The sequence below is a fragment of the Nonomuraea sp. NPDC003214 genome (assembly GCF_053590035.1).
Map to the genome: position 1 here is coordinate 805,318 of NZ_JBSFSX010000002.1, position 24,243 is coordinate 829,560.

Annotated in this window: 27 protein-coding genes and 1 pseudogene; 13 read left to right on the forward strand and 15 right to left on the reverse strand. The window is 73.7% G+C overall.

Going from position 1 to position 24,243, the window contains the following annotated elements; genetic code table 11:
* Window positions 1-7 precede the first annotated feature (7 nt).
* On the reverse strand, window positions 8-640 hold the full coding sequence (locus ACWDXC_RS08780) for a DUF1345 domain-containing protein (protein ID WP_449979670.1): 633 nt from the start codon (window positions 638-640) through the stop codon (window positions 8-10).
* Between the two features lie 140 nt (window positions 641-780).
* Here ACWDXC_RS08780 and ACWDXC_RS08785 point away from each other — a divergent pair, with 140 nt between their 5' ends.
* Window positions 781-1,152, forward strand: a complete 372-nt coding sequence (locus tag ACWDXC_RS08785) for a DUF1622 domain-containing protein (protein WP_308126223.1) — start codon at window positions 781-783, stop codon at window positions 1,150-1,152.
* Window positions 1,153-1,225: 73 nt separating this feature from the next.
* The gene (locus ACWDXC_RS08790; protein WP_449979674.1) at window positions 1,226-1,603 is read left to right on the forward strand and encodes a hypothetical protein; all 378 of its coding nucleotides are present in this window, start codon (window positions 1,226-1,228) and stop codon (window positions 1,601-1,603) included.
* 17 nt (window positions 1,604-1,620) lie between these two features.
* Here ACWDXC_RS08790 and ACWDXC_RS08795 read toward each other — a convergent pair whose 3' ends face one another.
* Window positions 1,621-2,499, reverse strand: coding sequence for an MBL fold metallo-hydrolase (locus ACWDXC_RS08795; protein WP_449979677.1), 879 nt, complete (start codon window positions 2,497-2,499; stop codon window positions 1,621-1,623).
* Between the two features lie 112 nt (window positions 2,500-2,611).
* Between ACWDXC_RS08795 and ACWDXC_RS08800 the strand changes: the two genes are divergently transcribed.
* Complete coding sequence (locus ACWDXC_RS08800) at window positions 2,612-3,037, forward strand: MarR family winged helix-turn-helix transcriptional regulator (RefSeq protein WP_449979680.1); 426 nt, start codon at window positions 2,612-2,614, stop codon at window positions 3,035-3,037.
* A gap of 5 nt (window positions 3,038-3,042) precedes the next feature.
* Here ACWDXC_RS08800 and ACWDXC_RS08805 read toward each other — a convergent pair whose 3' ends face one another.
* Window positions 3,043-3,327, reverse strand: coding sequence for a hypothetical protein (locus tag ACWDXC_RS08805; protein ID WP_449979683.1), 285 nt, complete (start codon window positions 3,325-3,327; stop codon window positions 3,043-3,045).
* Window positions 3,328-3,443: 116 nt separating this feature from the next.
* Here ACWDXC_RS08805 and ACWDXC_RS08810 point away from each other — a divergent pair, with 116 nt between their 5' ends.
* Window positions 3,444-3,725: a hypothetical protein gene (locus ACWDXC_RS08810; protein ID WP_449979686.1), complete on the forward strand. Its 282-nt coding sequence runs from the start codon at window positions 3,444-3,446 to the stop codon at window positions 3,723-3,725.
* A gap of 27 nt (window positions 3,726-3,752) precedes the next feature.
* Here the strand turns inward: ACWDXC_RS08810 and ACWDXC_RS08815 are convergent, their stop codons facing one another.
* From ACWDXC_RS08815 to ACWDXC_RS08825, 3 genes are all read right to left on the reverse strand, one after another.
* On the reverse strand, window positions 3,753-5,162 hold the full coding sequence (locus ACWDXC_RS08815; RefSeq protein ID WP_449979688.1) for an MFS transporter: 1,410 nt from the start codon (window positions 5,160-5,162) through the stop codon (window positions 3,753-3,755).
* Between the two features lie 12 nt (window positions 5,163-5,174).
* On the reverse strand, window positions 5,175-6,317 hold the full coding sequence (locus ACWDXC_RS08820) for a serine hydrolase domain-containing protein (protein ID WP_219503636.1): 1,143 nt from the start codon (window positions 6,315-6,317) through the stop codon (window positions 5,175-5,177).
* A gap of 176 nt (window positions 6,318-6,493) precedes the next feature.
* A complete protein-coding gene (locus ACWDXC_RS08825) occupies window positions 6,494-6,712 on the reverse strand; it encodes a hypothetical protein (RefSeq protein ID WP_449979692.1) in 219 nt (72 codons plus the stop codon).
* A gap of 1 nt (window position 6,713) precedes the next feature.
* Here ACWDXC_RS08825 and ACWDXC_RS08830 point away from each other — a divergent pair, with 1 nt between their 5' ends.
* The 3 genes from ACWDXC_RS08830 to ACWDXC_RS08840 all read left to right on the forward strand — a co-directional run bounded on the left by ACWDXC_RS08830 (window position 6,714) and on the right by ACWDXC_RS08840 (window position 9,501).
* Window positions 6,714-7,973 carry a 5'-nucleotidase C-terminal domain-containing protein gene (locus ACWDXC_RS08830; protein ID WP_449979694.1) on the forward strand — a complete coding sequence of 420 codons (1,260 nt, stop codon included), beginning with the start codon at window positions 6,714-6,716 and terminating at the stop codon, window positions 7,971-7,973.
* A gap of 39 nt (window positions 7,974-8,012) precedes the next feature.
* On the forward strand, window positions 8,013-8,585 hold the full coding sequence (locus tag ACWDXC_RS08835; RefSeq protein ID WP_449979697.1) for a DUF6461 domain-containing protein: 573 nt from the start codon (window positions 8,013-8,015) through the stop codon (window positions 8,583-8,585).
* A gap of 127 nt (window positions 8,586-8,712) precedes the next feature.
* Window positions 8,713-9,501 carry a hypothetical protein gene (locus ACWDXC_RS08840; protein ID WP_449979699.1) on the forward strand — a complete coding sequence of 263 codons (789 nt, stop codon included), beginning with the start codon at window positions 8,713-8,715 and terminating at the stop codon, window positions 9,499-9,501.
* Between the two features lie 108 nt (window positions 9,502-9,609).
* On the opposite strand, the pseudogene ACWDXC_RS08845 reads toward ACWDXC_RS08840, so the two are convergent.
* Window positions 9,610-9,876 (reverse strand): annotated as a pseudogene (locus tag ACWDXC_RS08845) (LLM class flavin-dependent oxidoreductase); the annotation flags it as partial.
* Window positions 9,877-9,948: 72 nt separating this feature from the next.
* On the reverse strand, window positions 9,949-10,551 hold the full coding sequence (locus ACWDXC_RS08850; protein WP_449979701.1) for an NADPH-dependent FMN reductase: 603 nt from the start codon (window positions 10,549-10,551) through the stop codon (window positions 9,949-9,951).
* Between the two features lie 109 nt (window positions 10,552-10,660).
* Here ACWDXC_RS08850 and ACWDXC_RS08855 point away from each other — a divergent pair, with 109 nt between their 5' ends.
* On the forward strand, window positions 10,661-11,278 hold the full coding sequence (locus ACWDXC_RS08855; RefSeq protein WP_449979703.1) for a TetR/AcrR family transcriptional regulator: 618 nt from the start codon (window positions 10,661-10,663) through the stop codon (window positions 11,276-11,278).
* Between the two features lie 10 nt (window positions 11,279-11,288).
* Here the strand turns inward: ACWDXC_RS08855 and ACWDXC_RS08860 are convergent, their stop codons facing one another.
* Both ACWDXC_RS08860 and ACWDXC_RS08865 read right to left on the reverse strand, forming a co-directional pair.
* Window positions 11,289-11,828 carry a DUF892 family protein gene (locus ACWDXC_RS08860; RefSeq protein ID WP_219503665.1) on the reverse strand — a complete coding sequence of 180 codons (540 nt, stop codon included), beginning with the start codon at window positions 11,826-11,828 and terminating at the stop codon, window positions 11,289-11,291.
* Window positions 11,829-11,917: 89 nt separating this feature from the next.
* Window positions 11,918-13,636, reverse strand: a complete 1,719-nt coding sequence (locus tag ACWDXC_RS08865; protein WP_449979706.1) for a SpoIIE family protein phosphatase — start codon at window positions 13,634-13,636, stop codon at window positions 11,918-11,920.
* Between the two features lie 107 nt (window positions 13,637-13,743).
* Between ACWDXC_RS08865 and ACWDXC_RS08870 the strand changes: the two genes are divergently transcribed.
* Window positions 13,744-14,487, forward strand: coding sequence for a DUF4184 family protein (locus ACWDXC_RS08870; protein ID WP_449979709.1), 744 nt, complete (start codon window positions 13,744-13,746; stop codon window positions 14,485-14,487).
* 123 nt (window positions 14,488-14,610) lie between these two features.
* The gene (locus ACWDXC_RS08875; protein WP_449979712.1) at window positions 14,611-15,513 is read left to right on the forward strand and encodes an aminoglycoside phosphotransferase family protein; all 903 of its coding nucleotides are present in this window, start codon (window positions 14,611-14,613) and stop codon (window positions 15,511-15,513) included.
* A 15-nt stretch (window positions 15,514-15,528) separates the two neighbouring features.
* On the opposite strand, the gene ACWDXC_RS08880 is transcribed toward ACWDXC_RS08875, so the two are convergent.
* Window positions 15,529-16,452 carry an RNA polymerase sigma-70 factor gene (locus ACWDXC_RS08880; protein ID WP_449979715.1) on the reverse strand — a complete coding sequence of 308 codons (924 nt, stop codon included), beginning with the start codon at window positions 16,450-16,452 and terminating at the stop codon, window positions 15,529-15,531.
* A 205-nt stretch (window positions 16,453-16,657) separates the two neighbouring features.
* On the opposite strand from ACWDXC_RS08880, the gene ACWDXC_RS08885 reads away from it, so the two are divergent.
* The 3 genes from ACWDXC_RS08885 to ACWDXC_RS08895 are packed head-to-tail and all read left to right on the forward strand — an operon-like array spanning window position 16,658 to window position 19,150.
* Complete coding sequence (locus ACWDXC_RS08885) at window positions 16,658-17,155, forward strand: carboxymuconolactone decarboxylase family protein (RefSeq protein WP_449979718.1); 498 nt, start codon at window positions 16,658-16,660, stop codon at window positions 17,153-17,155.
* Window positions 17,156-17,169: 14 nt separating this feature from the next.
* Window positions 17,170-17,925, forward strand: coding sequence for an SDR family oxidoreductase (locus ACWDXC_RS08890; protein ID WP_449979721.1), 756 nt, complete (start codon window positions 17,170-17,172; stop codon window positions 17,923-17,925).
* Window positions 17,926-17,959: 34 nt separating this feature from the next.
* Window positions 17,960-19,150: a cytochrome P450 gene (locus ACWDXC_RS08895; protein WP_449979724.1), complete on the forward strand. Its 1,191-nt coding sequence runs from the start codon at window positions 17,960-17,962 to the stop codon at window positions 19,148-19,150.
* A 27-nt stretch (window positions 19,151-19,177) separates the two neighbouring features.
* Here ACWDXC_RS08895 and menC read toward each other — a convergent pair whose 3' ends face one another.
* Genes menC through ACWDXC_RS08915 form a run of 4 tightly spaced genes read right to left on the reverse strand, consistent with a single transcriptional unit; the run spans window position 19,178 to window position 24,233 of the window.
* A complete protein-coding gene (menC, locus tag ACWDXC_RS08900) occupies window positions 19,178-20,290 on the reverse strand; it encodes an o-succinylbenzoate synthase (protein WP_449979727.1) in 1,113 nt (370 codons plus the stop codon).
* On the reverse strand, window positions 20,287-21,069 hold the full coding sequence (locus tag ACWDXC_RS08905; protein ID WP_449979729.1) for a GNAT family N-acetyltransferase: 783 nt from the start codon (window positions 21,067-21,069) through the stop codon (window positions 20,287-20,289). The genes menC and ACWDXC_RS08905 overlap by 4 nt, the downstream gene beginning before the upstream one ends.
* Window positions 21,070-21,123: 54 nt before the next feature.
* Entirely contained in the window at window positions 21,124-22,692 is a 1,569-nt protein-coding gene (locus ACWDXC_RS08910) for a PucR family transcriptional regulator (RefSeq protein ID WP_449979731.1), read from the reverse strand.
* Window positions 22,689-24,233, reverse strand: a complete 1,545-nt coding sequence (locus tag ACWDXC_RS08915; RefSeq protein WP_449979734.1) for an N-acyl-D-amino-acid deacylase family protein — start codon at window positions 24,231-24,233, stop codon at window positions 22,689-22,691. Before ACWDXC_RS08915 ends, ACWDXC_RS08910 begins: the two co-directional genes overlap by 4 nt.
* Window positions 24,234-24,243 lie beyond the last annotated feature (10 nt).

Consider the following 24,243-nt stretch of genomic DNA (forward strand, 5'->3'; position numbering starts at 1 on the left):
CTGACTCTCAGCCTGTCACCATGCCCATGACGAGGTTGATCGCGGTGGCCAGGATGCTGGTGCCGAACACGTACGACAGCAGCGTGTGCCGCAGCACGATCGAGCGGATGGCCGAGCTCGACACGTCGGTGTCCGACACCTGATAGGTCATGCCGAGGTTGTAGCTGAAGTAGAAGAAGTCCCGGTAGGCCGGCGGCTGCTCCGAGTTGAAGTCGATCCCGCCCGACGCCGTGTAGTACACGTACGCGTAGCGGGCCGCGTACATCAGATGCAGCGCCGCCCACGCCAGGAAGACGCCGAACAGCGCGGTCGCGGCGGCGGCGTGGCCGGCGTCGGGCTCCCCGCGCACGAGCAGCAGCACGATCGCGACCAGCCCGCACAGCGCCACCGTGACCACGACGATCTCCTCCACGATGGGCAGGAAGTCCTCGCGCCGCGCGTTGCGGTGGGTGGCCGCCGCGTCCATCGGCCACATCACCGCCCAGCCCGCCAGCACGAAGATCAGCTCCGTCACGGCGATGCCGGTCAGGATCCCCAGCGGGGCGTCGGCCGGCACCCCGACGGCGACGCCCGCTGCCACCCCGATGACCACCGCGCCCGCGAGCCGGCGCACGGCCCCCAGCGGCAACCAGATGCTCATGCGTCACCACTCTAGCCAGCATCGCCGCAGGTCAGCCGGGGTGTCGTGGCTTGACCGCGAATTTGCGTCCCGTGGCGCGACGGCACCCGGATCTGCCGTCTTCTCGTCCGTACGATGGCGCGTGAACGACGGGGGAGATCGTGGAGCTGCAGCCGGTCAAGCAGTTCATCGAGGCGTCCGGCACGCTGCTCGACCTGCTCGGCGTGCTCGTCATCGTGGCCGGGACGGTCATCGCCAGCGTCTCCTTCTGGCGGCGCGCGGCACGCCAGCGGGCCGCCACCGCCTACCCCGCCTACCGCCGTGCCGTCGGGCGGACCATCCTGCTCGGCCTGGAGCTGCTGGTCGCCGCCGACATCATCAAGACCGTGGCCATCGCGCCCACGTTCCAGTCGGTGGGCGTCCTGGCCGCCGTCGTCCTCGTGCGGACCTTCCTCAGCCTCTCCCTCCAGGTCGAGCTGGAGGGCCACTGGCCGTGGCGCAACCCGTCACCGCCACGGGACCCCGGGACGTGAGCGGTCCCGTTCCTGTCGGCCCCGGCTGATATCGATGATCTCGCAAGGTTCCCTCGACGCATGGAGCTGCGGGATGGCGACGGTCACCTTTCGCGACGAGACGGCAGCCGGGAGACCGCTGGCCGAGTTCGAGCTGCCCGGCCTGCCGGAGAGCATCCCGGCCCGGGAGCTGCTGCGGCTGCGTGTCAGGGAGGAGGTCGCCCGGCACAACGCCCGCCCGGAGGCCCGCTTCACCGGCCTGGTCCGCCCGTCGGCGGCCGAGGCGGAGCTGAACGGGCCGCGCCGGCTCGACTGGGAGAAGCAGGCGGACGCCGCCGAGCGGGCCTTCCTGCGCAACGGGTTCGTGCTGCTGGTCGGGGACCGCCAGGTCGAGGACCTGGCCGAGGTCGTCGACCTCACCGCCGACCCGGTGGTGTCGTTCATCAAGCTCGTCCCGCTCGTCGGAGGCTGACCCGCCCGGGCTGAGTGTCAGGCGACGGGGACCCAGCCGAACCGGCCGCCGGGGCCCGGCTCGGCCCGGCCGAAGACCACGTCGGCGAAGTGGCCGCCGTAGCCGATGGTGCCGGGGCGGCTCAGCTCCTCGACGAGGCGGCGGCGGTGCCGGGCGGACTCGACGGGGTCGTGGTCGATCCCGCACGACCATTCGGGGTGGGTGACCTGGACGGGCGCGTGCAGGGCGTCGCCGAACGCGATGAGCCGCCGGTCGCTCCCGGTGATCGTGTAGGCGGTGTGCCCGACGGTGTGCCCGGGGGCGAACGAGGCGCGGACGCCGGGGAAGATCTCCTCGCCGTCCTCGACCGGGCGCACCCGGGGTTCCAGGACGGCGAGCCGGGGGTCGCCGGCGAGGTCGCGCCGCGCCCATTCCGGCGCCGCGACCAGGTGGGCGGCGTGCGCGAACGGAGGCGCGTCCCGGCCGGGAGCGTTGCTCCAGGCCCAGCCCAAATGGTCGCTGTGCAGGTGGGTGATGGCGACGGCCTCGATCCGCTCCGGGTCGCGGCCCAGGTCGCGCAGGCTGTCCAGCAGGCCGCCACCGTACAGCTTGCCCAGCAGCGGGTTGTCCGGGTCGTCGGGGCGGGATTCGGGCCCGAACCCGGCGTCGACGAGCATCGCGCGGTCGCCGCGCTCGACGAGCAGGGCGCCGATGCCCGCGACGAGGAGGCCGTCGCCGTCGAGGTGGTCGCGGTGGCGGGCCCAGTCGGCGTCGGTGGCGGCGGGCAGCCAGCCGCCCGGCTTGAGCCGGACCAGCCCGTCCGGGACGTACGTGACCGTCAGGCCGCCCAGGTCGAGCGAACGGACGCGGGGCGCGCGGCTCAGCCGTGCGCGGTCGAAAGCGGTCGTCGTCACCATGATTCCTGCCTCGGTGCTCAGGGGGAACGCCGCCCTGGACGGCGGCGCCGACAGAAAGTTACAACTAGAACGGTTCTATTTGCAATCATTCGAGTTGTAGTAGAGTTGCGCCATGACCGGCGACCCCGAGACGCAGGCCCAGGCCGACCGCGAGCTGTGCGGCCTGATCAGCGGCCTGGCCAAGCAGATCGAGGCGCACGTCCGGGTCCGCGCGGCCGCCCTCGGCCTCACCGCCTCGCAGGGCGTCGCGCTGCGCGAGCTCACCGGCCCCATGACCCTGCGCGAGCTGGCCGAACGCATGAGCTGCGAGCCCTCCAACGCCACCTTCGTCGCCGACCGCCTAGAAGAACAGGGCTACCTCGAACGCCATCCGCACCCCGGCAACCGCCGAGCCAAGCAGCTCGTCCTGACGCCCTCGGGCGCCGAGCTGCGCGAGCGCCTGCTGGGCCTGCTCGCCGAGGAGTCCCCGCTGGCGCCGCTGTCCGCCGAGGAGCAGGACGCCCTGCAACGCCTTCTGGCCCGCGCCGTCGTCACCTGACCCGGTCAGCGGGCGAGCTTCCCCGGTGACCGGAGCGGGAAGGCGACGAGCAGGTGATCCTCGACCGGAGCGCCGGGATCGTCCTCGTCCCGTTCCCGCGTGCGCGCGTGGACGCGCAGCCGATAACGCCCGGGACCGCCGACGGCCAGGTCGGGCAGCGGCCCGAGCGCCCCGCTGTCGCCCGCCTCCGGATACGGCGGCACCACCAGGAGGCCGCTGCCGACCGCGCCGCCGTACACCCGCATCGTCCACGCGTGCAGGGGCCTGCACGCCCAGCTCACCGGGGCCACGCCCGGATTGTGACGAATCCACGCGCACTGGTGACGGATGCCTCTGGGCGGGCCGCTCCCGGCTGACTACCGTTCCTGGCGGAACAGGAATGGCGGACAAAAAAGGAGGCACCACCATGCGATCAGCCAATCTGGCGGCCGCCCTGGGTGCGGCGGCCCTCACCGTGGCGCTGGGGGCCGTCCCCGGCCACGCGGTGGCCGCCGACGCCGTCTGCTTCTCGGGGGGCCGCACGCCGACCGGCGGCGGATACTACGAAGTGTCGGGATACGGGTGCGACGGCCACAGCGGCACGAGCGTCACGATCCGCTTCGGTGAGGCGGCCGGGACGTACGACTGCGGGTGGACGTTCCTGTGGAACAGCCAGCTCGGCGCCGACAACTGCACCCTGATGTCCTGACGTCCCGGCGCCTTCCGGCACGGCGCTTCAGTCCGGCGCGGTACGGGGCCGGAGGAGGAGCGCGGCGGTGAGGATGGCGGCCAGGTAGAAGCCGCCCGCGCCGAGCATCCCGGCCGTGTAGCCGCTGGTCAGCGCGTCGTGCAGGGGAGTGCCCGCCGGCCGGCTCGCGGTCGCGGCGACGGCGACGCCGGCCAGGACGGCCAGGCCGAGGGCGCCGCCGATCTGCTGGCTGGTGTTGACCAGGCCGGAGGCGATGCCCGAATGGCTCGCGGTGACGCCGTGGACGCCGCCGATGGTGGCGGCGACGAAGCCGATGCCGAGGCCGATCCCGGCGACGAGCTGGGCGGGCAGGAGCACCAGGAGCGGGTTCTGGCCCGGGGTCAGCAGGCTGAACCAGCCCATCGCCACGGCGGCCACGGCCATCCCGGTGATCAGGACCGTCCGCGTGGACGCACGGGCCTGCAACCGGGGCCCGGCGACGCCGGAGCCGAGGCCGATGCCGATCGCGAACGGCAGGTACGCCAGCCCGGTGATCATGGGCGAGTACTGGTTGATCGCCTGCATGTAGAGGGTGAGGAAGTAGAACGTGGCCAGCTGCCCGGCGCCCATGAGCAGCATGACCAGGTTGGCGCCGAGCCTGCCCCGGTCGGCGAGCACGCCCGGGGGCAGCATCGGGGCGCGGGCCTTGCGCTGGATGAGCACGAACGCGGCCAGCAGCGCGGCGGTGGCCGCGGCGAAGGCGAGGGTGAGTCCGTCGCCGACGCCGTGGGAGCCGGCCCGGTTGATCGCGTACACCAGGGAGCCGAGGGCGAGCGTCACGGTGACCGCGCCGGGCAGGTCGAGGCCGCCGCGCTCGCGGGTGCCCGGCATCAGGGCGAACGTGCCGGCCAGGACCAGCAGCGCGATGGGCACGTTCACGAACATGATCCAGCGCCAGCCCAGATACTCCGTCAGCGCGCCGCCGAGCAGCAGGCCGGCGACGGAGCCCAGGCCGCCCATCGCGCCGTAGACGCCGAGCGCCTTGTTGCGCTCCGGCCCGGCGGGGAAGGTGTCGGTGAGCAGGGACAGCGCCGCCGGGGCGACGATCGCCGCGCCGACGCCCTGCAGCACCCGGGCGGCGATCAGCACGGCGGCGTTGCCGGCCAGGCCGCCCAGCAGGGAGGCGGCCAGGAACACGACCAGTCCGGCGCGGAACAGCCTGCGCCGCCCGAACAGGTCACCGGCGCGCCCGCCGGCCAGCAGCAGGCCGCCGAAGGCCAGGGCGTAGGAGGTGAGCACCCAGTCGAGGTCCGTCTCGGCGATGCCGAGCCCGGCCCCGATGACGGGCAGGCCCACGGTCACGATGGTGCCGTCCATCACCATCAGCAGTTGCGCGGCGGCGATGACCAGCAGGGCCAGGCCGCGCGTCTCGGTCCGGGGGGCGGTTCGCGTAGTCATTTCTCGGGGACCTCAGGCGGTGACGGCGCGGTGGAGCGCGGCGGCGAGCAGATCATGTTCGGGGTAGGACCAGCCGAAGCCGAAGCGGCGGCGCGTGTAGCCGAAGGCGATGCCGTTCATCGGGTCGGCGAAGGACTCCGAGCCCGCCGAGCCGTCGTGGCCGAACGCGTTCGCGCTGAGGAACCCGTACCGCAGGCCCTTGGCCTGGAAGCCGACCGCGTAGTTGCCCTGGTCGCCGCGGACCAGGTCGGCGCCGACGGAGTGGAGCTGGGCGAATGCGCCGATCGTGTCCGGCTTGAGCAGCGGCGGCCGGCCGTTCAGCCCCCACATCGCCGCCGCGTACAGCCCGGCCAGGCCGCGGGCGCTGCCCACCCCGCCGGCCGACGCCTGGCCGTTCGCGCGCACCGCGCGGGTGTTGACGAAGGCGGCCTGGTCCAGCGGCGGCGTGCTGTTGAGCCCGTACCCGATGCCGAGGATGCTGTGCGGCCCCGGCACGTTCGACCAGAACGCGGCCTCCTGCTCCGGCGTGGCGGTCCACCACTCGATCGGCCGGAACCGGCTCTCCTGCTCCTCGGGCAGTCCCAGGTAGAGGTCCAGCCCGTACGGGGCCCGCACGCGCTCCTCGTAGACCTGCTGCAACGACCGGCCGGTCGCCCGCCGGATCACCTCGTTCACCAGGGCGAACGTGACGAACCCGCCGTAGCCGTAGGCCGAGCCCGGCCGCCAGTACGGGCGCTGCCCGGCCAGGCGTTGCGCGATCACCGCGTCGTCGGCCAGCTCGGCCGCCGACAGCCCGCCGTCCACGCCGATCACGCCGGAACGGTGCGTCAGCACGTCCCGCAGCGTGATCCCGCCCTTCCCGGCGGCGGCGAACTCCGGCCACCGCGCGGCCACCGGCTCATCCAGGTCCAGGACCCCCTCCTGCACCAGCAGCGCCGCCACCAGCGACGCGGCGCCCTTGGTGGAGGAGTAGACCGCAGTAAGCGCGTCGCCGCCCGCCTCGTCGTCCCCGGCCCACAGATCCACCACCTGCCGGCCGTGCGCGTACGCGGCGAGCTGCGCGGGGATGTCATGCTCGGCCACGACCCGGGCGAACGTCTCCCGCACCTGCTCGAAGCCGTCCGCGACCGTTCCGTGAACGTCCGTGTTGCTCATGCCAGAACCTTTCGTAGGTGTTCAGTCCCCGGCATGACGGACGGCGCCCGGCAAAGGTGACCGAGCCGCCCCGGCTCGCGGCGCACTGTCACACGTGATTGGCCCCGGAATTGTTAAACCATACAAGACTCAATTTCGGCCGAACGCCATTGTTATTTCGCAGTGATAAACCTCTGTCAGGATTCTCCAGTCATGATCAATGAGAGGAATCCTGTGAAATTCTTAACCAGAGCCGGACGCCGGATCGGCGCGGTCGCGGCCGTGGTCGCCCTGGCTTCCGGAGTGCTCGCCACCAGTGCGCCGGCAGCGCCGAAATCGATAGTGTTCGGGCCCGTCTCCGCGACGCCGAAAACGCAGACCGGCGCCTGTCCGGTGACCGTGACGATGTCCACCACGGTGAAAGTCAAGGCCCCCGTCGCGCTGAAGTATCAGTGGACGTTCAGCGACGGCGACAGGAGCAAGGTCAGGACATACCGGGTCGGCGGCAAGGGGATCAGGACCGTCCGGCTGTCCACGTCGCTCAAGGTCACCGGCGACGCCTCCGGCTGGGGCGCCGTCCGGGTGCTCGGCCCGGCGAGGAAGACCTCCGGGAAGGCGCCGTTCGCCGTCACCTGCACCGGCGGCGACACGTACACCGGCGACGTCTGGCACAGCGTGAAGACCTCCGCCGAGTACGAGACGGCCACACCGGCGCCGACCCCCACGGCCACGCCTGCGCCCACGTCGAGCCCGGCCCCGAGCCCGGCCCCGACCGGCACCGAGAGCCCGCTCCCGAATCTGGTGGGCAAGGCCCGCATCGCCTTCGAGCGCACCACCGCGTCCAAGTGCCCGCTGACCTTCAAGCTCCACGGCCGGCTCGAAGGCATACCCGCGGGCGCGCAGTCGATCCAGTACCGCCTCGTCGGCGCCAAGGAGTGGAAGAAGCTCGACGTCCCGGCCGACCACGGCCCGGTCCACAACGCCGTGCTGGAGACGCTGAGCCTGGACCAGGAGTCGACCACGTACTCGCTGCAGATCGAGTTCAACCAGGCCGACCGGCTCAGGACGAACATCATCTACTACTTCGAGTGCGCGGGGCCGAAGGGCAGCAAGCAGATCGGCGTCGCCGCCGACGACATCAAGCGCGACAGCTGGGGCGGCGGCCCGGTGGCCGAGCTGGTGGCCGACGCCATGCTCGAAGCGGTCCAGCCCGTGTCCGGCGCGCAGATCGCCCTGGTCAGCAAGCACGCGGTCCGCTCACCCGGCGCCGAGATCAAGAAGGGGCCCGTCACGTACGAGCAGCTGTACGCCACGCAGCCGAGGGGCCTCCACGTCGACACCTGGTCCATGAACGGCTCCCAGCTCAAGTGGCTCCTGGGCCACGCGAACAAGGAGCGCGGCGTGCTGACCCCCTCCGCCGGGCTGCGCTACACGCTGGCGAACGGGGAGGTCACGGCGCTCACGCTGAACGGCGCGCCGGTGACCGACACGCAGGTGATCAAGGTCGCCGCCAACTACATCCTGGCCGGCGGCTGGGAGGGCTTCCCGCAGTGGAACTGGCCCGACAACAGCGTCGCCCACAACGGCCCCGACGACCGGGGCGCGCTGGCGTCGTACTTCGCCGACCACTCACCGGTCCGCGCCCCCAAGGGTGACCGCGTCACGATCCGCGGCTAGCCCGCCCCACCGGAGACCGTCAGAGGGACAGGAGAGACCATGGCCGCGGAGCTCATCGCTCTTTACACCGAGATCGCCGAAACCGTCCTGCCCGACGACGTCTGCTGGATCGTGGTCCAGCCCCTGACCGGAACGCTCACCGTGGAGGAGGCGGTCACCAGGCTAGGTGGCCGCCCCGAGGAGCTGCGCCGGATGCCTGCGCTGGACGCGGCCGACGAGGCCCTGTCGCTCGGCCAGGCGGCGGACTGTGTCGCGATCCTCCAGATCGGAGGCTTCGCCGGCCTGCTGCCTGAGCTGATGGAGCCGCTCAGTGCCGGTGCCCGCGTCTGGGTGGTCAGCTGGGACGTCAACGCCGGCTTCACGATGCTGCTCTGGGCCGACGGCGAGGTGATCGGTGGCTGGGACCCGTACGAGCCCCGGGAGGGCTGGACCGCCGGGCTGGGGCCGATGGCCCCGCACGCCGGGCTGTTCCACGCCTACGACCTCGACGACGACGCCCAGGATGCCCGGTATCGCCACGCGGTCTGCCTGGCGGTCATCGAGTCGGAGAGCGGGGTGCGACTGGATCAGGAGTGGATCCGCCAGGAGCGTCCCACTCTGCCCGGCCGCTGAAAGTTTCTCCGGCTGCGGCCTCGTCACCAGGGCCGTTGCCCGGGGAGGCTGCTCGGCGCCCGCTTCCGGGCGCCGGATGGCGTACTTTACTCCCGCTCGCCCCACGTCCGCGTCAAAGGGAGTCCTCGTGCGTAGCTGGCCGGCCCGCGCCGTTGTGTCCTTGTCGATGGTGCCGCTGACGGCCGCCCTGGTGGCCTCCTCCGCCTCGGCCCACCCGGACGCGCGTACGTGCGCGAAGGCGGACCTGCTGTTCTGCGAGGACTTCCAGGCCATGCCCGTCGGCGGCGCGAGCAGTCTCCGCTGGGGGATCGACACCAGGCACGGCACGCTCACCGTCGAGCGCGCCGGGCGGCGGGGGCAGAAGGTGCTGCGGGTGCACACCGAGGGCAACGGCCGGGCGTTCCTGAAGGTGGACGACTTCGCCGCGCCGGGCAACAGCTTCTACGGGCGCGTACGGCTGCGGGTCGGCGCGTTCCCGGTCGCGCCCGACTGGGCGCACTACACGCTGGTCGAGGCGACCGGCGACGGGCCGGAGATCGTCCGCCCGCTCGGCGGCCAGTACGCGCCGCCGCCGCACGGGGGAGCCGCCTACTGGGGCGTCGGCGCGGACGGCGGCCCCACCGGGGACTGGACGAACTGGCGGACCACCGCGCCCTCCGTCGCTGGGAGGTGGACGTGCGTCGAGTGGCACCTGGACGCCGGCGACAACCGTGTCTCGCTCTGGTTCGACGGGGTGGCCAAGCCGGAGCTCACCGTGTCCACCCGGGAGCACGGCGGCAACCCGGTGGACTTCGTCTTCCCCCGCTTCGACACGGTCAAGCTGGGCTGGCAGCTCTACCAGGCGGACCCGGAGCCCTCCGGCTACGACGTGTGGCTCGACGACATCGCGCTGAGCAGCCGGAGGGTGGGCTGCTGACCTGACGGCACGGGCGGCGGGCCTACACGGGGGCGAGCTGGCGGGTGATGCTCGGGACCCGAGGCCCACCCCCAGCACGAACCGCCCGCCGCTGAGCTGGTCGAGCGCCACCCCCTGCCGCGCCACGACCTGCGGCCCGCGCCGCGACAGCGGCGTGATCCTGGTCCCGATGATCAGCCGCCGGGTGGCCGCCGCGATCGCCGCCAGCCCGATCCACGCGTCGTCCACCTCCAGCCCGGGACGCTCGGGCCGTACCACGTGATCCCAGAGGAACACCCCGTCGAACCCGGCCGCCTCCGCCCGGGCCCCCAGCTCGGCCAGCACCCGAGGATCGGCCAGTTCCCCGAAGGGCGGCAGGTACAGCCCCCAGCGCATCGGACGGCCCGCCTTCCGCGGCGACGGATGATCCCAGCCGGGGCGCGGCCGGGGAGCAGGTCAGGGAGCCGGTCAGGCCGCCGTGGCCGGTGCGCGCAGGGTCCTGAGCGCTCCGGACCAGGCGATGACCTCGTCCAGCAGCTCCATCAGCGTGGACTCCTGGTGCGGGCCGGGGGCGATCACGCCGGGGTCGGTGGGGCCGGTGGTCTCGAAGTCGGTGAACGCCGACAGCGCTACCTGGGTGCGCACGTTGGCCGCGCCGAGCTCGGTCATGACCTGCCGCAGGTGCTCGACCGCGCGTACGCCGCCGTGGACGCCGTGGCTGACGAAGCCGGCCGCCTTGTCGGCCCATTCGGCGTACAGGAAGTCGATGGCGTTCTTCAGCGCGGCGGGGGCGGAGTGGTTGTACTCCGGGGTGACGAACACGAACCCGTCGAAGGAGGCGACGGTCTGGGCCCAGCGGTGCGTGTGCGGGTGCCGGTAGTCGCCGAACAGGGCGGGCGCCGGCTCGTCCAGCACCGGCAGGTCGTACTCGGCGAGGTCCACGACCTCGAAGGCGGCCTCGCCCGCCGCGACGGCGGGGTGGCGGGCGGCGGCCTCGGCGACCCAGCGGGCGGCGACGGCGGTGCGGCGGTGGGGGCGGGTGCTGCCGACGACGACGGCGATCCTGATCACGTCTGTCTCCTCATGCTCCGGTACGGCGGTCCGGTGGCCGGACCTCCGGTAAAGTACAACGGGCATGGCAAAAAGTAAAACGTGTATTGCACTTTGGGAAGGGTTCCGGATGACCCGGGAAGACAGGCGCAGGGCGATCCTGGCCGGTGCGCTGACAGTGTTCGCCCGCGACGGCTACACCCGCGCCGGCATCGACACGATCGCCCGCGCGGCCGGGGTGTCCACGCGCACGATCTACAACCACTTCACCGACAAGGCCGAGCTGTTCCAGGCCGTCATCCAGGACAGCGCCGCCCGGGCGGCCGACGCCCAGATCGCCGTCATCGACCGCCACCTGCGCAAGATCACCGACCTGGAGGCCGACCTCGTCGACTTCGGCCGCGAGCTCACCGCGCCCACCGGCGACGGGCAGGCCGGGCACTTCGCCCTGGTCCGGCAGATCAACGCCGAAGCCGGGCACATCCCCCAGGCCGCGATCGACGCCTGGCAGGAGACCGGGCCGCTACGGGTGCGCCGGGCGCTGGCCGCCCACCTGCGGCGCTGGAACGAGCAGGGGCTCCTGCACGCCGAGGACCCCGACCGGGCGGCCGTCCACCTGCTGCTCCTGATCTCCGTCCACGATCCGTCCTACCGGGGCGCCGAGCCCACCGACGCCGAGATCACCCGGACCGTCACCGCCGGCGTCCGCGCCTTCCTGTACGGCCACCTGCGCGCCCGCCCCGAATGAGCGGGCGCGGCTAGACCCCGAGCAGGTCCGTGAGGTCGTCGGCGTGCTCCTCCTCCTCTTCGAGGATCGACTCCATGAGCCGGCGCGTGGTCGGGTCGCCGTCGCCGAGCCAGCGGATGATCTCCTGGTAGGTGGAGATGACGATGCGTTCGGCCCAGAGATTGGCCTGCAGCAGGGCCCGCAGATCGGTGTCCTCCGGGACCTGGTAGTCGGTGTGCGAGCGCTGGACCAGCTTGGCCGGGTCGAGATCGGGCTCGCCGCCGAGCTGGCTCACGCGCTCGGCCGCGCGCAGGGCGTGGTTGAGCTCCTCCTTGGCGTGCTCGGTGAACTCCTCCGCCACCTGCGCGCGGTCGATGCCCTTGGCGGAGATGGCATGCCTGGTGTAGCGGAGCCAGCACACCACCTCGGTGGCGATCACGTCGTTGAGGACCTCGACGACCTTGCTCGGGTCATGGCCGAACGTCTGCGTGATCGGCCCCTCGTCCATCTTCTGGCGTACCTGGTCACGAATTCTGGTGACATCCAGTACGAAGTCATCCGTCTGCGTCATGTGCTTCCCCGTTTCCCCCGGTGCCTTCTCGGTTCGAAGGTAACTTCGCCGGGGCCCCCACCTGGGTTGCGACACGTGCCGGCCGGGATTCAGCCCGGCGTGCGCAGGGCCAGCATGGCGACGTCGTCCTCGTTGTTGGCGGGGCGCACGGCGGCCAGGAGCAGGTCGCACAGGCCGGGCAGCGGGTGGTGGGAGAGGGAGACGGCGTGCTGCCGCAGGCGGTCCATGCCCTCGTCGAGGCTGTGGCCGGGCGACTCGATCAGGCCGTCGGTGTAGAACAGCAGGGTGGCGCGGGGCGGCAGGTCGAGGACGGCGTCCTGGCGCTCGGTGCCGATGCCGGTGCCGAGCAGCAGGCCGCCCGCCTCCTCCAGATAGCGGGAGCGGCCGTCGGACTCGATCAGCAGGGGCGGCGGGTGCCCGGCGCTGGACCAGCGCAGGCGCCAGCCGCCGTCCAGGGGCTCGACCCGGGCGAAGATGACGGTGGCCATCGTGGTCTCGGTGATGCGGGTCACCGCCTGGTCGAGCCGGTTCAGGATCTTGCTGGGCCGCTCCTCCAGGTCGGCGGCGTAGGCGCGCAGCATGTTGCAGACCTGCGCCATGCCCGCCGCGGCGTCCAGGTCGTGGCCGACCACGTCGCCGATCACCAGGCCGATCGCCCCGTCGGGCAGGGCGAACGCGTCGTACCAGTCGCCGCCCACGTCGGAGGCGTGCGGGGCCGGCAGATAGCAGGCGTCCAGCTCCAGGCCGGGCACCCGAGGCAACTGCGGCAGCAGGTGGCGCTGCATGGTCTCGGCGACGCGGCGCTGCCGCTCGTACAGGCGGGCGTTGTCCAGCGCGATGCCGGCGCGGCGGGCGATGTCCTCCAGCAGGACCAGGTCGGCGCCGGTGAACGGGACGGGCCGCTCGGAACGGCCCAGGGTCATGGCGCCGACGACCTCACGTACGGTGCGCATCGGGGCGATGCACGCCGAGTGCATGCCCGTGGCCTGGAAGAGCTTCCGCTGCATGACCGCGACGTCGGAGTCGGGCTCCCCCTGGTAGGTGCTCGGTCCGATGAGCGCGGCCGTGACCCCGCGCAGCGCCCGCGACAGCGGCATGGACGACTCCTGCGGCACCGGCGGCATCGGGCCTTCGAGGTCCCGGCGGTGCCGCAGCGCGCCGTTCTCGTGGTGGACGACGGCGGCGCGGGTCACGCCGCCCTCCTCGGTGAGCAGGTCGACCACCACCCAGTCGGCCAGCAGCGGCACCACCAGGCGGATCAGCTGGCGCAGCGTCTCGTCGGCGTCCAGCGTGGAGGTGAGCCTCGTGGTGGTCTCGGCCAGCAGGGCCAGGCGGTCCAGCTCCGACATGGCCGGGGACGGGTGCGCGGGCTCGGCGGGCGGGGACGCGGTGACCTCGTGGAAGAGCACCAGCGCGCCCCGCCGTTCGGTGCCGGTCCGGCAGGCGGTCACCACCCAGGAGATCGGCATCAGCGAGCCGTCGCCGCGTTCGAACCACTCCTCCTCGCCCTGCGCGGTGCGGCCCGCGACGAACGGCTCCCGCATCACGCACACGCTCGGGGGCAGCGTCTCGCCGCTCCTCCCTCGGTGCAGCAGGTCGTGGGCGTCACGGCCGAGCAGTTCCTCGGCGGGGCGGCGCAGCAGGTTCGCGGCCCGCCGGTTGACCTCGACGATCCGGCCCTGGGCGTCGACCACGAGCGCGCCCGCGTCGGACAGATCGCCCAGGTGGCGGCGGCGCGCGCCGTCCACCGTCACGGACGGCCCGCCGTCTCCGGCGGCCGCGTGACCGGCACTCCTGCCCTCGTTCATGCACCGGCCACTACCCAGAAGTGCCGGGGGTTGACAAATACGTTGTGCGCAAGCCGGGGGAGCACCGCCGTGGTTGGCCGGCGGGGGGCGTGTGTCGATAATGGCGGGTGCCCTTCACGTTGAGCCACATGGTGGCGATCCTGCCGGTGCGGCGGTGGTTACCCGCGTCGGCGCTGGCGATCGGGGCGGTGGTGCCTGATGCGCCCTACTACCTGCCTCTGCCCTTCTCGTCGGCGAACACGCATACCTGGTGGGGGGCGCTGCTCCTGGGCGTGCCGGTGGGGGTCGCGCTGCTCCTGCTGTTCCACCTGGGGCTGCGCAAGCCGCTGACCGCGCTGGCGCCCGCCGCGCTGCGGGCCCGGCTGCCCGGCGCGGTGCGGCCGGCGCCGGCGGCCGTGCTGGCCGCGTTGCTCGCCGGGATGGCCACCCACCTGGTCTGGGACGCGTTCACGCAGGTCGGCGGCTACGCCGTGGCGCACTGGCAGGCGTTGCGGCAGCCGGTCGCGGGCGCGCACCGGGTGTTCAACGTGCTGATGTACGTCAGCTCGGCGGGCGGCCTGCTCGTCCTGGGCGGCTGGCTCCTGCGGTGGTACCGGCGGGCGCCGGTCGCCCAGGACGAGCACGCCGACCGGGGGCCGCGGGTCACGGGCCGGGCGCGCGGCGCGGTGCTGGCCGCGGCCGTTCTCGCCACGGCCGTCGGCGCCGTGGCCGGCGCGACGTCGGAGCGTGCCGCGGTGAGCGACTACGACCTGGTACGGAGCACGATCCTGGGCGGCGCCGACGGCGCGGCGCTGGCCCTCGCCTGTTACGTGCTCGCCTGGCACGGCTGGGCCGCGTTCAGCCGCCGGTGACACCGGCGCCCCGGCCGCTGATGTCACGGCCCGGCCGGGCGCACCACCTGGAGCGGTTCGCAGCCGCCGGGAACGGCGGCGCGACGGCGGAACCGATGCGGTGTTTGAGTACTGTGGCTGCGCATGACGGAAACGGAGCTCGAGATCACCGCGGACCTGGTCCGCGACCTGCTGCGGAAGCAGCATCCGGACCTGGCGGGGCTGGTTGTCCGCGAGGTGGCGGGCGGCTGGGGCAACCAGATGTGGCGTCTCGGGGACGAGCTGGCCGTGCGCATGCAGCGGATGGACCCCACTCCGGAGCTCCAGCTCAAGGAGCGGCGATGGCTGCCCGTGCTGGCCCCGCGCCTGCCGCTCCCGGTGCCGGCCCCGGTGCGGTCCGGCGAGCCGTCCGAGCGTTTCCCCAAGCACTGGACCGTGATGACGTGGGTTCCCGGCGAGCCGCTGGACCACGGCACGATCAGCCGCGGCGCCCACGCGGCCGACGCGCTGGCGGGCTTCCTGCGGGCGCTCCACGTGGAGGCGCCCGCCGACGCGCCGATGGCCACGGACCGCCGCGCCCATCCCCGGGACCGCACGGCCGGCTTCGAGGAGTTCCTGCAGGCCCTCGACCCCGATGCCGTCGGTGACGCGAGCGCCGTGCGGGAGGTCTGGGCCGACGCCGTCGCGGCCCCGGAGTGGGCGGGCCCGCCGGTGTGGGTGCACGGCGACCTGCATCCCGCGAACGTCGTCGTCACGGACGGCACGCTCTCGGGCGTCATCGACTTCGGTGACCTGTTCGCCGGCGACCCGGCCTGGGACCTCGCCGCCGCGTGGGTGCTGCTGCCCTCGGGCGCCGCCGCACGCTTCTTCGACAGCTACGGGCGTGCCGACGAGGCGGCGGTCCGGCGCGCCCGCGGCCTGGCCGCCGCCAAGAGCCTCTTTCTGATGCTTATGGGGCAGAACGGGGACCGGGGCCTGCCCGGCGGCAAGCCGCACTGGGGACCCGCGGGCCGGGCGGCGCTCGACCGCGTCCTGAAGGGCGTCTGACGCGCGCCTCCCGGCTCAGCGACTCACGATCGTCTGCCGCTCGATCCGGGACAGCTTCTCCGGGTTGCGCACGTGGTAGGCGCCGGTGACGTAGCCGTTCTCCAGCCGCACCGCCACCACGCCGTCGATCTCGCCGTTGAGCCGGATGAGCAGCCCAGGGCCGCCGTTGATCTGCACCAGCTCGGCCGTCCTGGCCGCGTCGCGCCGCCACCAGCCGCCGGCCAGCAGGCGGGCCACCTTGCCGGCCCCCACGACGGGGCGCAGCAGGGCGTGCCTGACGCCGCCGCCGTCGCTCAGCGCGACGACGTCCGGCGCGAGGATGTCGAGCAGGCTCTGCAGCTCGCCGGTCTCGACCGCCCGCTGGAAGGCCCGGAGCGCGGCCCGATGCTCGGCGGGGGAGCCGGCGCCACGCGGTCGCCGCGCGGCGACGTGCGCCCGCGCCCGGTAGGCGAGCTGCCGGACCGCGGCCGGGCTCTTGCCGACGGCCTCGGCGATCTCGTCGTAGTCCAGGTCGAACACCTCGCGCAGCACGAACACCGCCCGTTCGACCGGCTGCAGCGTCTCCAGCACCAGCAGCATCGCCATCGACACGCTGTCGGCCAGCTCGACGTCCTCGGCCACGTCGGGCGCGGTCAGCAACGGCTCGGGCAGCCACGGCCCGACGTAGGACTCCTTGCGCCGTCCGAGCGCGCGCAGCCGGTCCAGCGCCTGCCGGGTGACGATCCGCACCAGGTAGGCGCGCTGCTCTCGCACGCTGTCAAGGTCGACGTCCACCCAGCGCAGCCAGGTCTCCTGGAGGACGTCCTCGGCGTCGGCGGCCGAGCCCAGCATCTCGTACGCGACCGTGAACAGCAGGTTGCGGTGGGCGACGAACACCTCGGTGGCGGGCTCCACCCGGTCGGGCCCGCCGGGCCGCCCTGCCGCCGTCCGTCCGCTCATGCCTGGCCCCCGCCTGTCCGCACTCAGCTCTACCACACGCACAGGACGCCGCCGAAGGCCGTTCCGTAACACCCGCGGGCGGTGGTCCAGGTCACAGGCCGGCGCTGTTACGGAGCCCGGGCGGCCGGCGTCTCGTGGTCGTCAGGACGCCGTACGGGCGAGCCGTGCGGCACGCGAGCCGAGTCCGCGAAGGGAAAGCCTCACCATGTCCGAACCCACGACGACCGATCTCCGGTCGCGCATGCCCAACCCGCTGCCGTTCGTCCCCGAGATGGCGGAGGTCGGCGGAGCCCTGCACAAGGTCATCAAGAACGGGTCGATCCCGCAGGTCACCGTCCACCTGCTGCAACTGCGCGCCGGGCAGCTGCTCGGCAGCACGTACTTCACGATCAGGGAGACCGGGAACCTGCGCCGGGAGGGGGAGCCGGAGGAGCGCATCACCGCCGTGGCCACCTGGCGGGACGCCACCTGCTTCACCGACGCCGAGCGGGTCGCGCTGGAGCTGGTCGAGGCCGTGCTCACGCCGAACCCGTCGGGCGAGCGCGTCCCCGACGAGCTGTACGCCAGGGCGGCGGCCCTCTATGACGACAAGGCGCTGTGGACGCTCGTCATGGCGATCGCCCACATCGGCTTCTTCACCCCCGCCGCCCTGATCGCCAAGCCGATCCCCGGCATGCCCCCCGGCCAGAACTACCACGTGTGAGAGAGGCGTACAGCATGAGCATCACCAGGATCGCGGTGGCGGGGGCGACCGGGCGGCTGGGCCGCCACGTCGTCGACGTGCTCACCGAACGGGGGCACGAGGTCGTGCCGATGTCCCGGGCCACCGGCGTCGACGTGATCACCGGCGCCGGTCTGGCCGACGCGCTCACCGGGGTGGAGGTCGTCGTCGACGTCGCCTCGTGGCACGCCTCCGACGAGGAGGCGGCGACGGAGTTCTTCCGCGTCTCGGCCCGCAACCTGCACGAGTACGGGCGGCAGGCGGGGGTCGCCCGGATCGCCGTGGCGTCCATCATCGGCGTCGACAGGGCCACCGCCGGCTTCCTCGCCGCCAAGAAGACGCACGAGGAGCTGCTGCTGTCCGGCCCGCTCCCCGTCCGGATCCTGCGCGCGGCGCAGTTCCACGAGTTCGTCGGCCAGCTCCTGGACTGGCGGCAGGGCGACGTCGCCTACGTACCGGCCCTGCCCACCCAGCTCGTGGCCTGCCGCGCCGTCGCCGAGGAGCTGGCCGGCCTCGCCCTCGGCCCCGAGCCGGAGCGGGGCGCGCCGATCCCCGAGATCGCCGGGCCCCGCAAGGAGGTTCTGGCGGAGGCGGCCGCGCTCCTCGGCGCCCGCCGGGGCGTCAAGGTCGTCGGCGTCGACGGCGCGGGCATGCCCGACGCGGAGATCGCCGCCGAGGGCGCGTTCCTGCCCGGCCCGCACGCCAAGCTCGCCGGGCCCACCTTCCAGGAATGGCTCGGCGCCCAGCCCTGAGCCGCCAGGCGATCATCCGAAGAAGGGACACACGATGACGCAAGCACCACAACTGCCGCCGCACATGCGGCGGAACGGGTTCGACCCGGCCGAGGAGCTGGCCAAGGCCCGCGACGAGGGCGTGACGCTGGTCGAGACGCCGTTCGGCCCGCCCGCGTACCTGGTCTGCCGCCACGACGACGTCCGCCGGGTGCTGTCGGACCCGGCCCGGTTCAGCAGCGCCCTGACGCCGTTCCCGGGCGCCGGGCAGCTGGACGCCGACGAGCCGGCCAGGATGCGGGCCGGGCAGCTCATCGGGTTCGACCCGCCGGAGCACACGCGGCTGCGGCGGATGCTCACCCCCGAGTTCACGGTGCGCCGCATGCGCAGGCTGGAGCCGCGGATCACCGAGATCGTCCAGGCGGCCCTGGACGACCTGGAGAACGCCGGCAAACCGGCCGACCTGGTGGCGCACTTCGCGCTGCCGGTGCCGTCGCTGGTGATCTGCGAGCTGCTGGGCGTGCCGTACGCCGATCGCGCCGACTTCCAGGAGCGGTCCGTGCGCATGCTGGACACGTCTCTGCCGATGGAGGAGCGCGTCGCGGCGCAGCGCGAGGACCGCGCGTACATGGCCTCCCTGGTGGCCCGCGCGCAGGCGGACCCGGGCGAGGACCTGCTCGGCATGCTGGTGCGCGAGCACGGCGGCGATCTCGGCACCGACGAGCTGGTCGGCATCGCCTCGCTGCTGCTGGTCGCCGGGCACGAGACGACCTCGAACATGCTCGCCCTGGGCACCCTCGCCCTGCTGCGGCACCCGGACCAGCTCGCCCTGGTCCGCGACGATCCCGCGCACGTCGAGCCCGCCGTCGAGGAGCTGCTGCGCTGGCTGTCCATCGTGCAGGCGCTGCCGCCGCGCACGACCACGACGGACGTGGAGATCGCCGGGCAGGTCGTCCCGGCGGGCTCGCTGGTGATCTGCTCGCTGCCCGCCGCCAACCGCGACCCCGCCTTCGCCGGCGACCCCGGCGCCCTCGACGTCACCCGGGAGGCCGCCGGGCACGTCGCCTTCGGGCACGGCGTGCACCACTGCCTCGGGGCGCCGCTGGCGCGGATGGAGATGCGCATCGCCTTCCCGGCCCTGCTGCGCCGCTTCCCCGGCCTCGCCCTGGCCGGGCCGTACGACGGGGTGTCCTTCCGGGCGTTCAGCGTCGTGTACGGGCTGAACGCGCTGCCGGTGACCTGGTGAACGGGCGGCGCGGGCCGTCCGGGTGAGTCAGGCGGGCACCGGGATCCACTCCGAGGCCGTGGTGGCGGCGCCGAGGTCGTCCGGGTCGGGCGTGACGCCCAGGCCGGGGCCGGTCGGCACCGCCATCGTCCCGTCGTCGCCGAGCGTGAACGGCGCGGTGATGTCGCGCCGGTAGTAGCGCTCGGTCGCCGAGATGTCGCCCGGCAGCGTGAACCCCGGCAGGCAGGCCAGCGCCAGGTTCCCCGCCCGGCCCAGCCCCGTCTCCAGCATGCCGCCGCACCACACGGGCACCCCGCTCGCGCGGGCCACGTCGTGGATCCGCCGCGCCTCCAGGTAGCCGCCCACCCGGCCGGGCTTGATGTTGATGATCGAGCAGGCGCCCTGCCGGATGGCCTCGGCCGCCTCGGCGGCACTGGTGATGCTCTCGTCCAGGCAGATCGGGGTGTCCACGCGGGCGGCGAGCGCGGCGTGCGCGCGCAGGTCGCCGGGCGCGAACGGCTGCTCGATGAGCGCGAGCTCGAAGGCGTCCAGCCGGGCCAGGTGCCGCAGGTCGGCAGGGGAGTAGGCGGTGTTGGCGTCGACCGTGAGCATGGTGGCCGGACCGAACGTCTCGCGGACCGCGCGGACCGGCTCCAGGTCCCAGCCGGGCTCGATCTTCAGCTTGATCCGGGCGTAGCCGCTGGTCAGGTGCTTGTCCACGGTTTCGAGCAGGGTGTCGAGGCCGTCCACGATGCCCACGGAGACGCCGACGGCGACCCGGGAGCGCACCCCGCCCAGGTGGTCGGCGAGCGCGGTGTTCCGGGCGCGCAGCCAGCAGTCGAGCACCGCCATCTCCACGGCGGACTTGGCCATCGGGTGGCCGCGCAGGTGGGCGAGCGCCTCGGCCACGTCCGCCGGTCGCAGGTCGCCCCCGGCCAGGGCGGGGACGACGAAGCGCCGGACGAAGTCGGCCGCGCCGTGCAGGTGTTCGGCGGAGTAGGTGGGGTCGTCCTCGGCCACGCACTCGCCCCAGCCCTCGCCCTCGTCGCTCACCACCCGCAGCACCAGCGCGTTGCGGGTGGTCTGCGTGCCGAGCGAGGTGCGGAACGGGGTGACGAGCGGCAGCGCGACCTGGCGCAGTTCGATGCCGTCGAGCCTCATCGCGTCTCCCCCTCCGCCAGCAGGTACCAGCCGGTCCGGGTGAAGCCGGTGACCCGGTAGCCCAGGTCGAGGGCGCCGCCGAGGCCCGCGTGCAGGGCCTCGCGCCAGCGCCGCGCCCCGGCCGGGTCGGCGGCGCGCAGCCGTTCGATGTCGGGCGGCGTGGCGCAGCGCAGCAGCGGCGCACCGCCGGGCTCGCGCACGGCGCCCGTCTCGTCGACGATCGTCCGGAACGTCGCGCCGGGCGGCTCGTGCGGCGCGCCCCCGCTGACGGGCCAGGTGACGAACAGCCGGTGGGACGGGCCGCCGTCGTTGAGCCCGTCGCTCATCGGGCCGTAGAAGTCGGGCAGGTACGTGGTCACGCGGGCGCCGAGCCGGGCCAGGTTGAAGAAGGCGTTGCGGCGCACGAGCGGGTCGAAGGTCCACGAGACGGTGGTCAGGCCGCGGTCGGCCGCCCAGGCGCGCTGGTGCTCCTTCAGCGCCCGGCCGACGCCGTGCCCGCGCGCCGGGGCCGCCACGCCGGCGACGTGGGAGTGCAGGCTGCTCTCGGCGGCCAGGAACCCGGCCGCCACCCCCACGAGCTCGCCGTCGAGGTAGGCGCCGCCCACGTAGCAGCCGGCGTGGGAGAAGGCGCACAGCAGGTCGAGGGCGATCGGCGGGTCGTCGCCGGGACGGGTCTCCCAGACGCCGCGCAGCAGGCTGGCGGCGCGCTGGAGCTCGGGGGTGCCGTGCAGGGTGCGGACCCGCACCCCGGTGGGGGCGGTGGTCAGAAGTTCGGCCATGGCCCACAGCATCGCGCCCGCCGGGGCGCGCGGCGTTGGCGCTGACGCCGAACTTCACGGCACCGGTTTTGTGTCGCCGTTCAGCCGGAGTTGCAGGGCCAGGACCAGGCGGGTGTCGGGCTCGTCGAGCGGGACCAGCTCGCCGATGCGGCGCAGCCGGTACCGCAGCGTGTTGGGGTGCACCGACAGCAGTTCGGCCGCGCGGGGCACGTCGTAGTGGGCGCCGATCCACACCGACAGGCTGTGCACGAACCGGGTGCCGTGCCGGGCGTCGTGCGCGGCGATCAGCGCCAGGGGCTCGCCGCGCAGGCTGCCGTTGGCGCGCAGCGCGCCGTCGAGGTCGGTGAGGAACAGCGCCGCCGACAGCTCCTCGTGGGTGCCGACCGGCTCGTCGGCGAAGCGCCCGCACAGCGCGCGCAGCGCCTCCTCGGCCTGACGGGCGCTGGTCCGCAGCGTGGCGACGCCGTCGGAGGTGCGGCCGATGCCGGCCTTCCAGCCGCCGCCCAGCCGCTCGCCGACGCGGGCCAGCGTGTCGGCGGTGATGCGGCGCAGCAGCGGCGTGCACGCCTCGGCGGCCACCACCGCGTGCGCCCGCCCGTCCACGACGCCGGTGACGGCCCGGATCCGGTACGCCAGGTACGTGGTGCGCAGCAGGTCGGCGGCGTGCGAGGCGGCGAACACGTCGGCGGTGCCGTTGGCCGGGCCGAGCGACACCACGGTCAGCGGCTCGCCCGGCGACAGCCCGAAGGAGGCGGCCAGCTCGTCCACCGCGCCCATGCCGCGCAGCAGCCAGCCCAGGCACTCGTCGCGCCGCCGCCGCGCCTCGTCGGCGGCCAGGTTGATGCGCGCCAGATGGGGGGCCGCGGCGGTGGCGGCCTCGGCCAGCACCGCCGCCGCGTCGGAGGTGAGCGGCTCCTCCGCCTGGACGGCCCAGATCGTGCCGAGCGCCTCGCCGTGGGAGCGGACCGCGATGGCCAGGCGGGGGTAGTACTCGCGCGGCTCGTAACTCCAGACGGCGCCGTCGGCGCGCATGACGGCGGCGTACTCCTCGGTGTTGGTGGGGTGCTCGGGCACCCGGCGGCCGAGGATGCCCTCGCGGCGCAGCTCGTCGATCGGCTGGCCCTCGACGGTGGAGTAGGCGAGCACGCGCATGGCCACGTCCTCGATGGCGACCGCGCCGCCGACCCGGATCGCCACCTCGTTGGCCAGCGCGAACAGGTCACCGGCCCGCGCGCCGCCGGGGTCGCCGGCCGGGGCGACGACGGCCAGCAGCGCGTCGACCAGCGTGTAGAGCTGCCCCCACGACAGCTCGGGCGGCGCGGCCAGCAGCGCGGCCCCCGAGGCGGAGGCGGCGGCGGTCAGCGCCTCCAGGTCGGCGCCGCCGGGCTTGACGACGACGGCGGCCACGCGGCTCTCGCCCGCGCGGGCCACCGTCTCGGCCGACGGGCGGCCCGTCACCAGCAGGACGGCCCCGTCCAGGCCGGCCATCTGCTCCTCCGGCTCGTAGATGACCGGGGCCCCGGCCAGGGGCCGCCGCCCGTTCGGCAGGACGAGCGGCCGGATCACGTCCGGGCCGAGGCTGTCGATCAGCACGCCGAGGGTGACCCGGCCGCGGGCGGTCACGGCCGGCCCCGCCGCAGCACGCGGCCGAGCCGGCCACCGGTCGGCTCGCCGTCGGCGACGGCCTGGCGCCCGGCCAGGAACACGTGGACGACGCCGGTGGGGCGCACGTCCGGCTGCTCGTAGGTGCCGGCGTGGCCGATCGTCTCCGGGTCGAACACGCACACGTCGGCGACGGCGCCGGGGCCCAGCCAGCCGCGTCCCACCAGGCCGAACTGCGCCGCCGCGGCGGAGGTCACCTTGCGCACGGCGGTCTCCAGGGGGACGACCTTCTCCTCGCGGACGTAGCGGCCGAGGAAGGTGGGGAACGTGCCGAACGTGCGCGGGTGGTTGGGGCCGACGGGCGGCCCGCCGTCGGAGCCGATCGACACCAGCGGGTCGGCCAGGAAGGCGCGCAGGTCACCCTCGTGCATCGTGTGGAAGACCCCGGCCGCCGCCGGGTCGGCCGCCAGCAGGTCACACAGCGCGTTCCACGGATCGCCGCCGAGGTCGGCCAGCCGCTTCCCGGCCACGCGCGGGTCGCGGTGGGTGAGAATCTGCACGTCGGCCGGGTGCAGCTCGCGCCAGAGGCCGACGCCGATCCCGGTGCCGGGGCTCTCGGCCAGCGCGCGCAGCCTGACCCGCTCGCCCGGGTCGGCCAGCCGCGCCAGCAGCGCGTCCTCGCCGCCCTCGCAGGCGACCGGCGGCAGCACGGCCACCAGCCCGGTGCCGAACGCCAGGTACGGGTAGACGTCGGCGCGCACGTCCACCCCGGCGGCGCGGGCCCGGGTGAGCTTCTCCAGCACCAGCGCGGACGCGCCGTGCACGGCCCGGCCCGACGCCTTGCAGTGCGAGACGTGCAGCCGGATGCGCGCCCCGGCGGCCACGGCGATCGCCTCGTCGAGCGCGTCGGCCAGCCCCTCGCTCTCGCTGCGCATGTGCGTGGCGTAGGTCAGCTCCCACCGCTTGGCCACCAGCGCGAGCGCGACCAGCTCGTCCACCCCGGCGTAGGCCCCGGGCACGTACTCCAGGCCGCTCGACAGGCCGTACGCGCCCGCCTCGAACGCCTCGGCCGCCATCGCGCGCATCCGGTCGAGCTGCGTCGCGGTGATCTCGGCGGACATGCCGGCGGCGGCCAGTCGCAGCGTGTTGTGGCCGGTCAGCACGGCGAGGTTGTTGGCCGTCCCGGCGGCCTCGGCGGCGTCGAGGTATTCGCGCATGGTGGAGAACGCCGCGCCGGCCAGCACGGACGGGGTGAAGCCGCTCGCGTCGCCGCGCACCGGGGCGCAGGAGAACCCGCAGTTGCCGATGATCTCCGTGGTGACCCCTTGGAGCAGCTTGAACGGCTGCGGCTCGGACAGGAAGGGCACCGTGTCGGAGTGGCTGTGCGGGTCGACGAAGCCGGGGGCCACGACGAGCCCGGTCACGTCGAGCTCCCGCCGGGCGGGCCCGAGGCCGGTGCCGACGGCGACCACGCGGCCGTCGTGGATGGCGACGTCCGCCGTCCTGGCGCGGCCACCGAGCCCGTCGTGGACCGTTCCGTGGCGAAGCAGCAGGTCATGCATGATCGAAGGC

What these genes read in the sequence shown, in the direction of transcription:
- ACWDXC_RS08865 (WP_449979706.1), bottom strand. Translation starts at nt 13,636, where the DNA reads ATGAACGAGGGCAGGAGTGCCGGTCACGCGGCCGCCGGAGACGGCGGG.
- ACWDXC_RS08875 (WP_449979712.1), top strand. Translation starts at nt 14,611, where the DNA reads ATGACGGAAACGGAGCTCGAGATCACCGCGGACCTGGTCCGCGACCTG.
- ACWDXC_RS08820 (WP_219503636.1), bottom strand. Translation starts at nt 6,317, where the DNA reads ATGAGCAACACGGACGTTCACGGAACGGTCGCGGACGGCTTCGAGCAG.
- ACWDXC_RS08855 (WP_449979703.1), top strand. Translation starts at nt 10,661, where the DNA reads ATGACCCGGGAAGACAGGCGCAGGGCGATCCTGGCCGGTGCGCTGACA.
- ACWDXC_RS08815 (WP_449979688.1), bottom strand. Translation starts at nt 5,162, where the DNA reads ATGACTACGCGAACCGCCCCCCGGACCGAGACGCGCGGCCTGGCCCTG.
- menC (WP_449979727.1), bottom strand. Translation starts at nt 20,290, where the DNA reads ATGAGGCTCGACGGCATCGAACTGCGCCAGGTCGCGCTGCCGCTCGTC.
- ACWDXC_RS08810 (WP_449979686.1), top strand. Translation starts at nt 3,444, where the DNA reads ATGCGATCAGCCAATCTGGCGGCCGCCCTGGGTGCGGCGGCCCTCACC.
- ACWDXC_RS08905 (WP_449979729.1), bottom strand. Translation starts at nt 21,069, where the DNA reads ATGGCCGAACTTCTGACCACCGCCCCCACCGGGGTGCGGGTCCGCACC.
- ACWDXC_RS08915 (WP_449979734.1), bottom strand. Translation starts at nt 24,233, where the DNA reads ATGCATGACCTGCTGCTTCGCCACGGAACGGTCCACGACGGGCTCGGT.
- ACWDXC_RS08890 (WP_449979721.1), top strand. Translation starts at nt 17,170, where the DNA reads ATGAGCATCACCAGGATCGCGGTGGCGGGGGCGACCGGGCGGCTGGGC.
- ACWDXC_RS08895 (WP_449979724.1), top strand. Translation starts at nt 17,960, where the DNA reads ATGACGCAAGCACCACAACTGCCGCCGCACATGCGGCGGAACGGGTTC.
- ACWDXC_RS08880 (WP_449979715.1), bottom strand. Translation starts at nt 16,452, where the DNA reads ATGAGCGGACGGACGGCGGCAGGGCGGCCCGGCGGGCCCGACCGGGTG.
- ACWDXC_RS08800 (WP_449979680.1), top strand. Translation starts at nt 2,612, where the DNA reads ATGACCGGCGACCCCGAGACGCAGGCCCAGGCCGACCGCGAGCTGTGC.
- ACWDXC_RS08860 (WP_219503665.1), bottom strand. Translation starts at nt 11,828, where the DNA reads ATGACGCAGACGGATGACTTCGTACTGGATGTCACCAGAATTCGTGAC.
- ACWDXC_RS08835 (WP_449979697.1), top strand. Translation starts at nt 8,013, where the DNA reads ATGGCCGCGGAGCTCATCGCTCTTTACACCGAGATCGCCGAAACCGTC.
- ACWDXC_RS08795 (WP_449979677.1), bottom strand. Translation starts at nt 2,499, where the DNA reads ATGGTGACGACGACCGCTTTCGACCGCGCACGGCTGAGCCGCGCGCCC.
- ACWDXC_RS08885 (WP_449979718.1), top strand. Translation starts at nt 16,658, where the DNA reads ATGTCCGAACCCACGACGACCGATCTCCGGTCGCGCATGCCCAACCCG.
- ACWDXC_RS08780 (WP_449979670.1), bottom strand. Translation starts at nt 640, where the DNA reads ATGAGCATCTGGTTGCCGCTGGGGGCCGTGCGCCGGCTCGCGGGCGCG.
- ACWDXC_RS08790 (WP_449979674.1), top strand. Translation starts at nt 1,226, where the DNA reads ATGGCGACGGTCACCTTTCGCGACGAGACGGCAGCCGGGAGACCGCTG.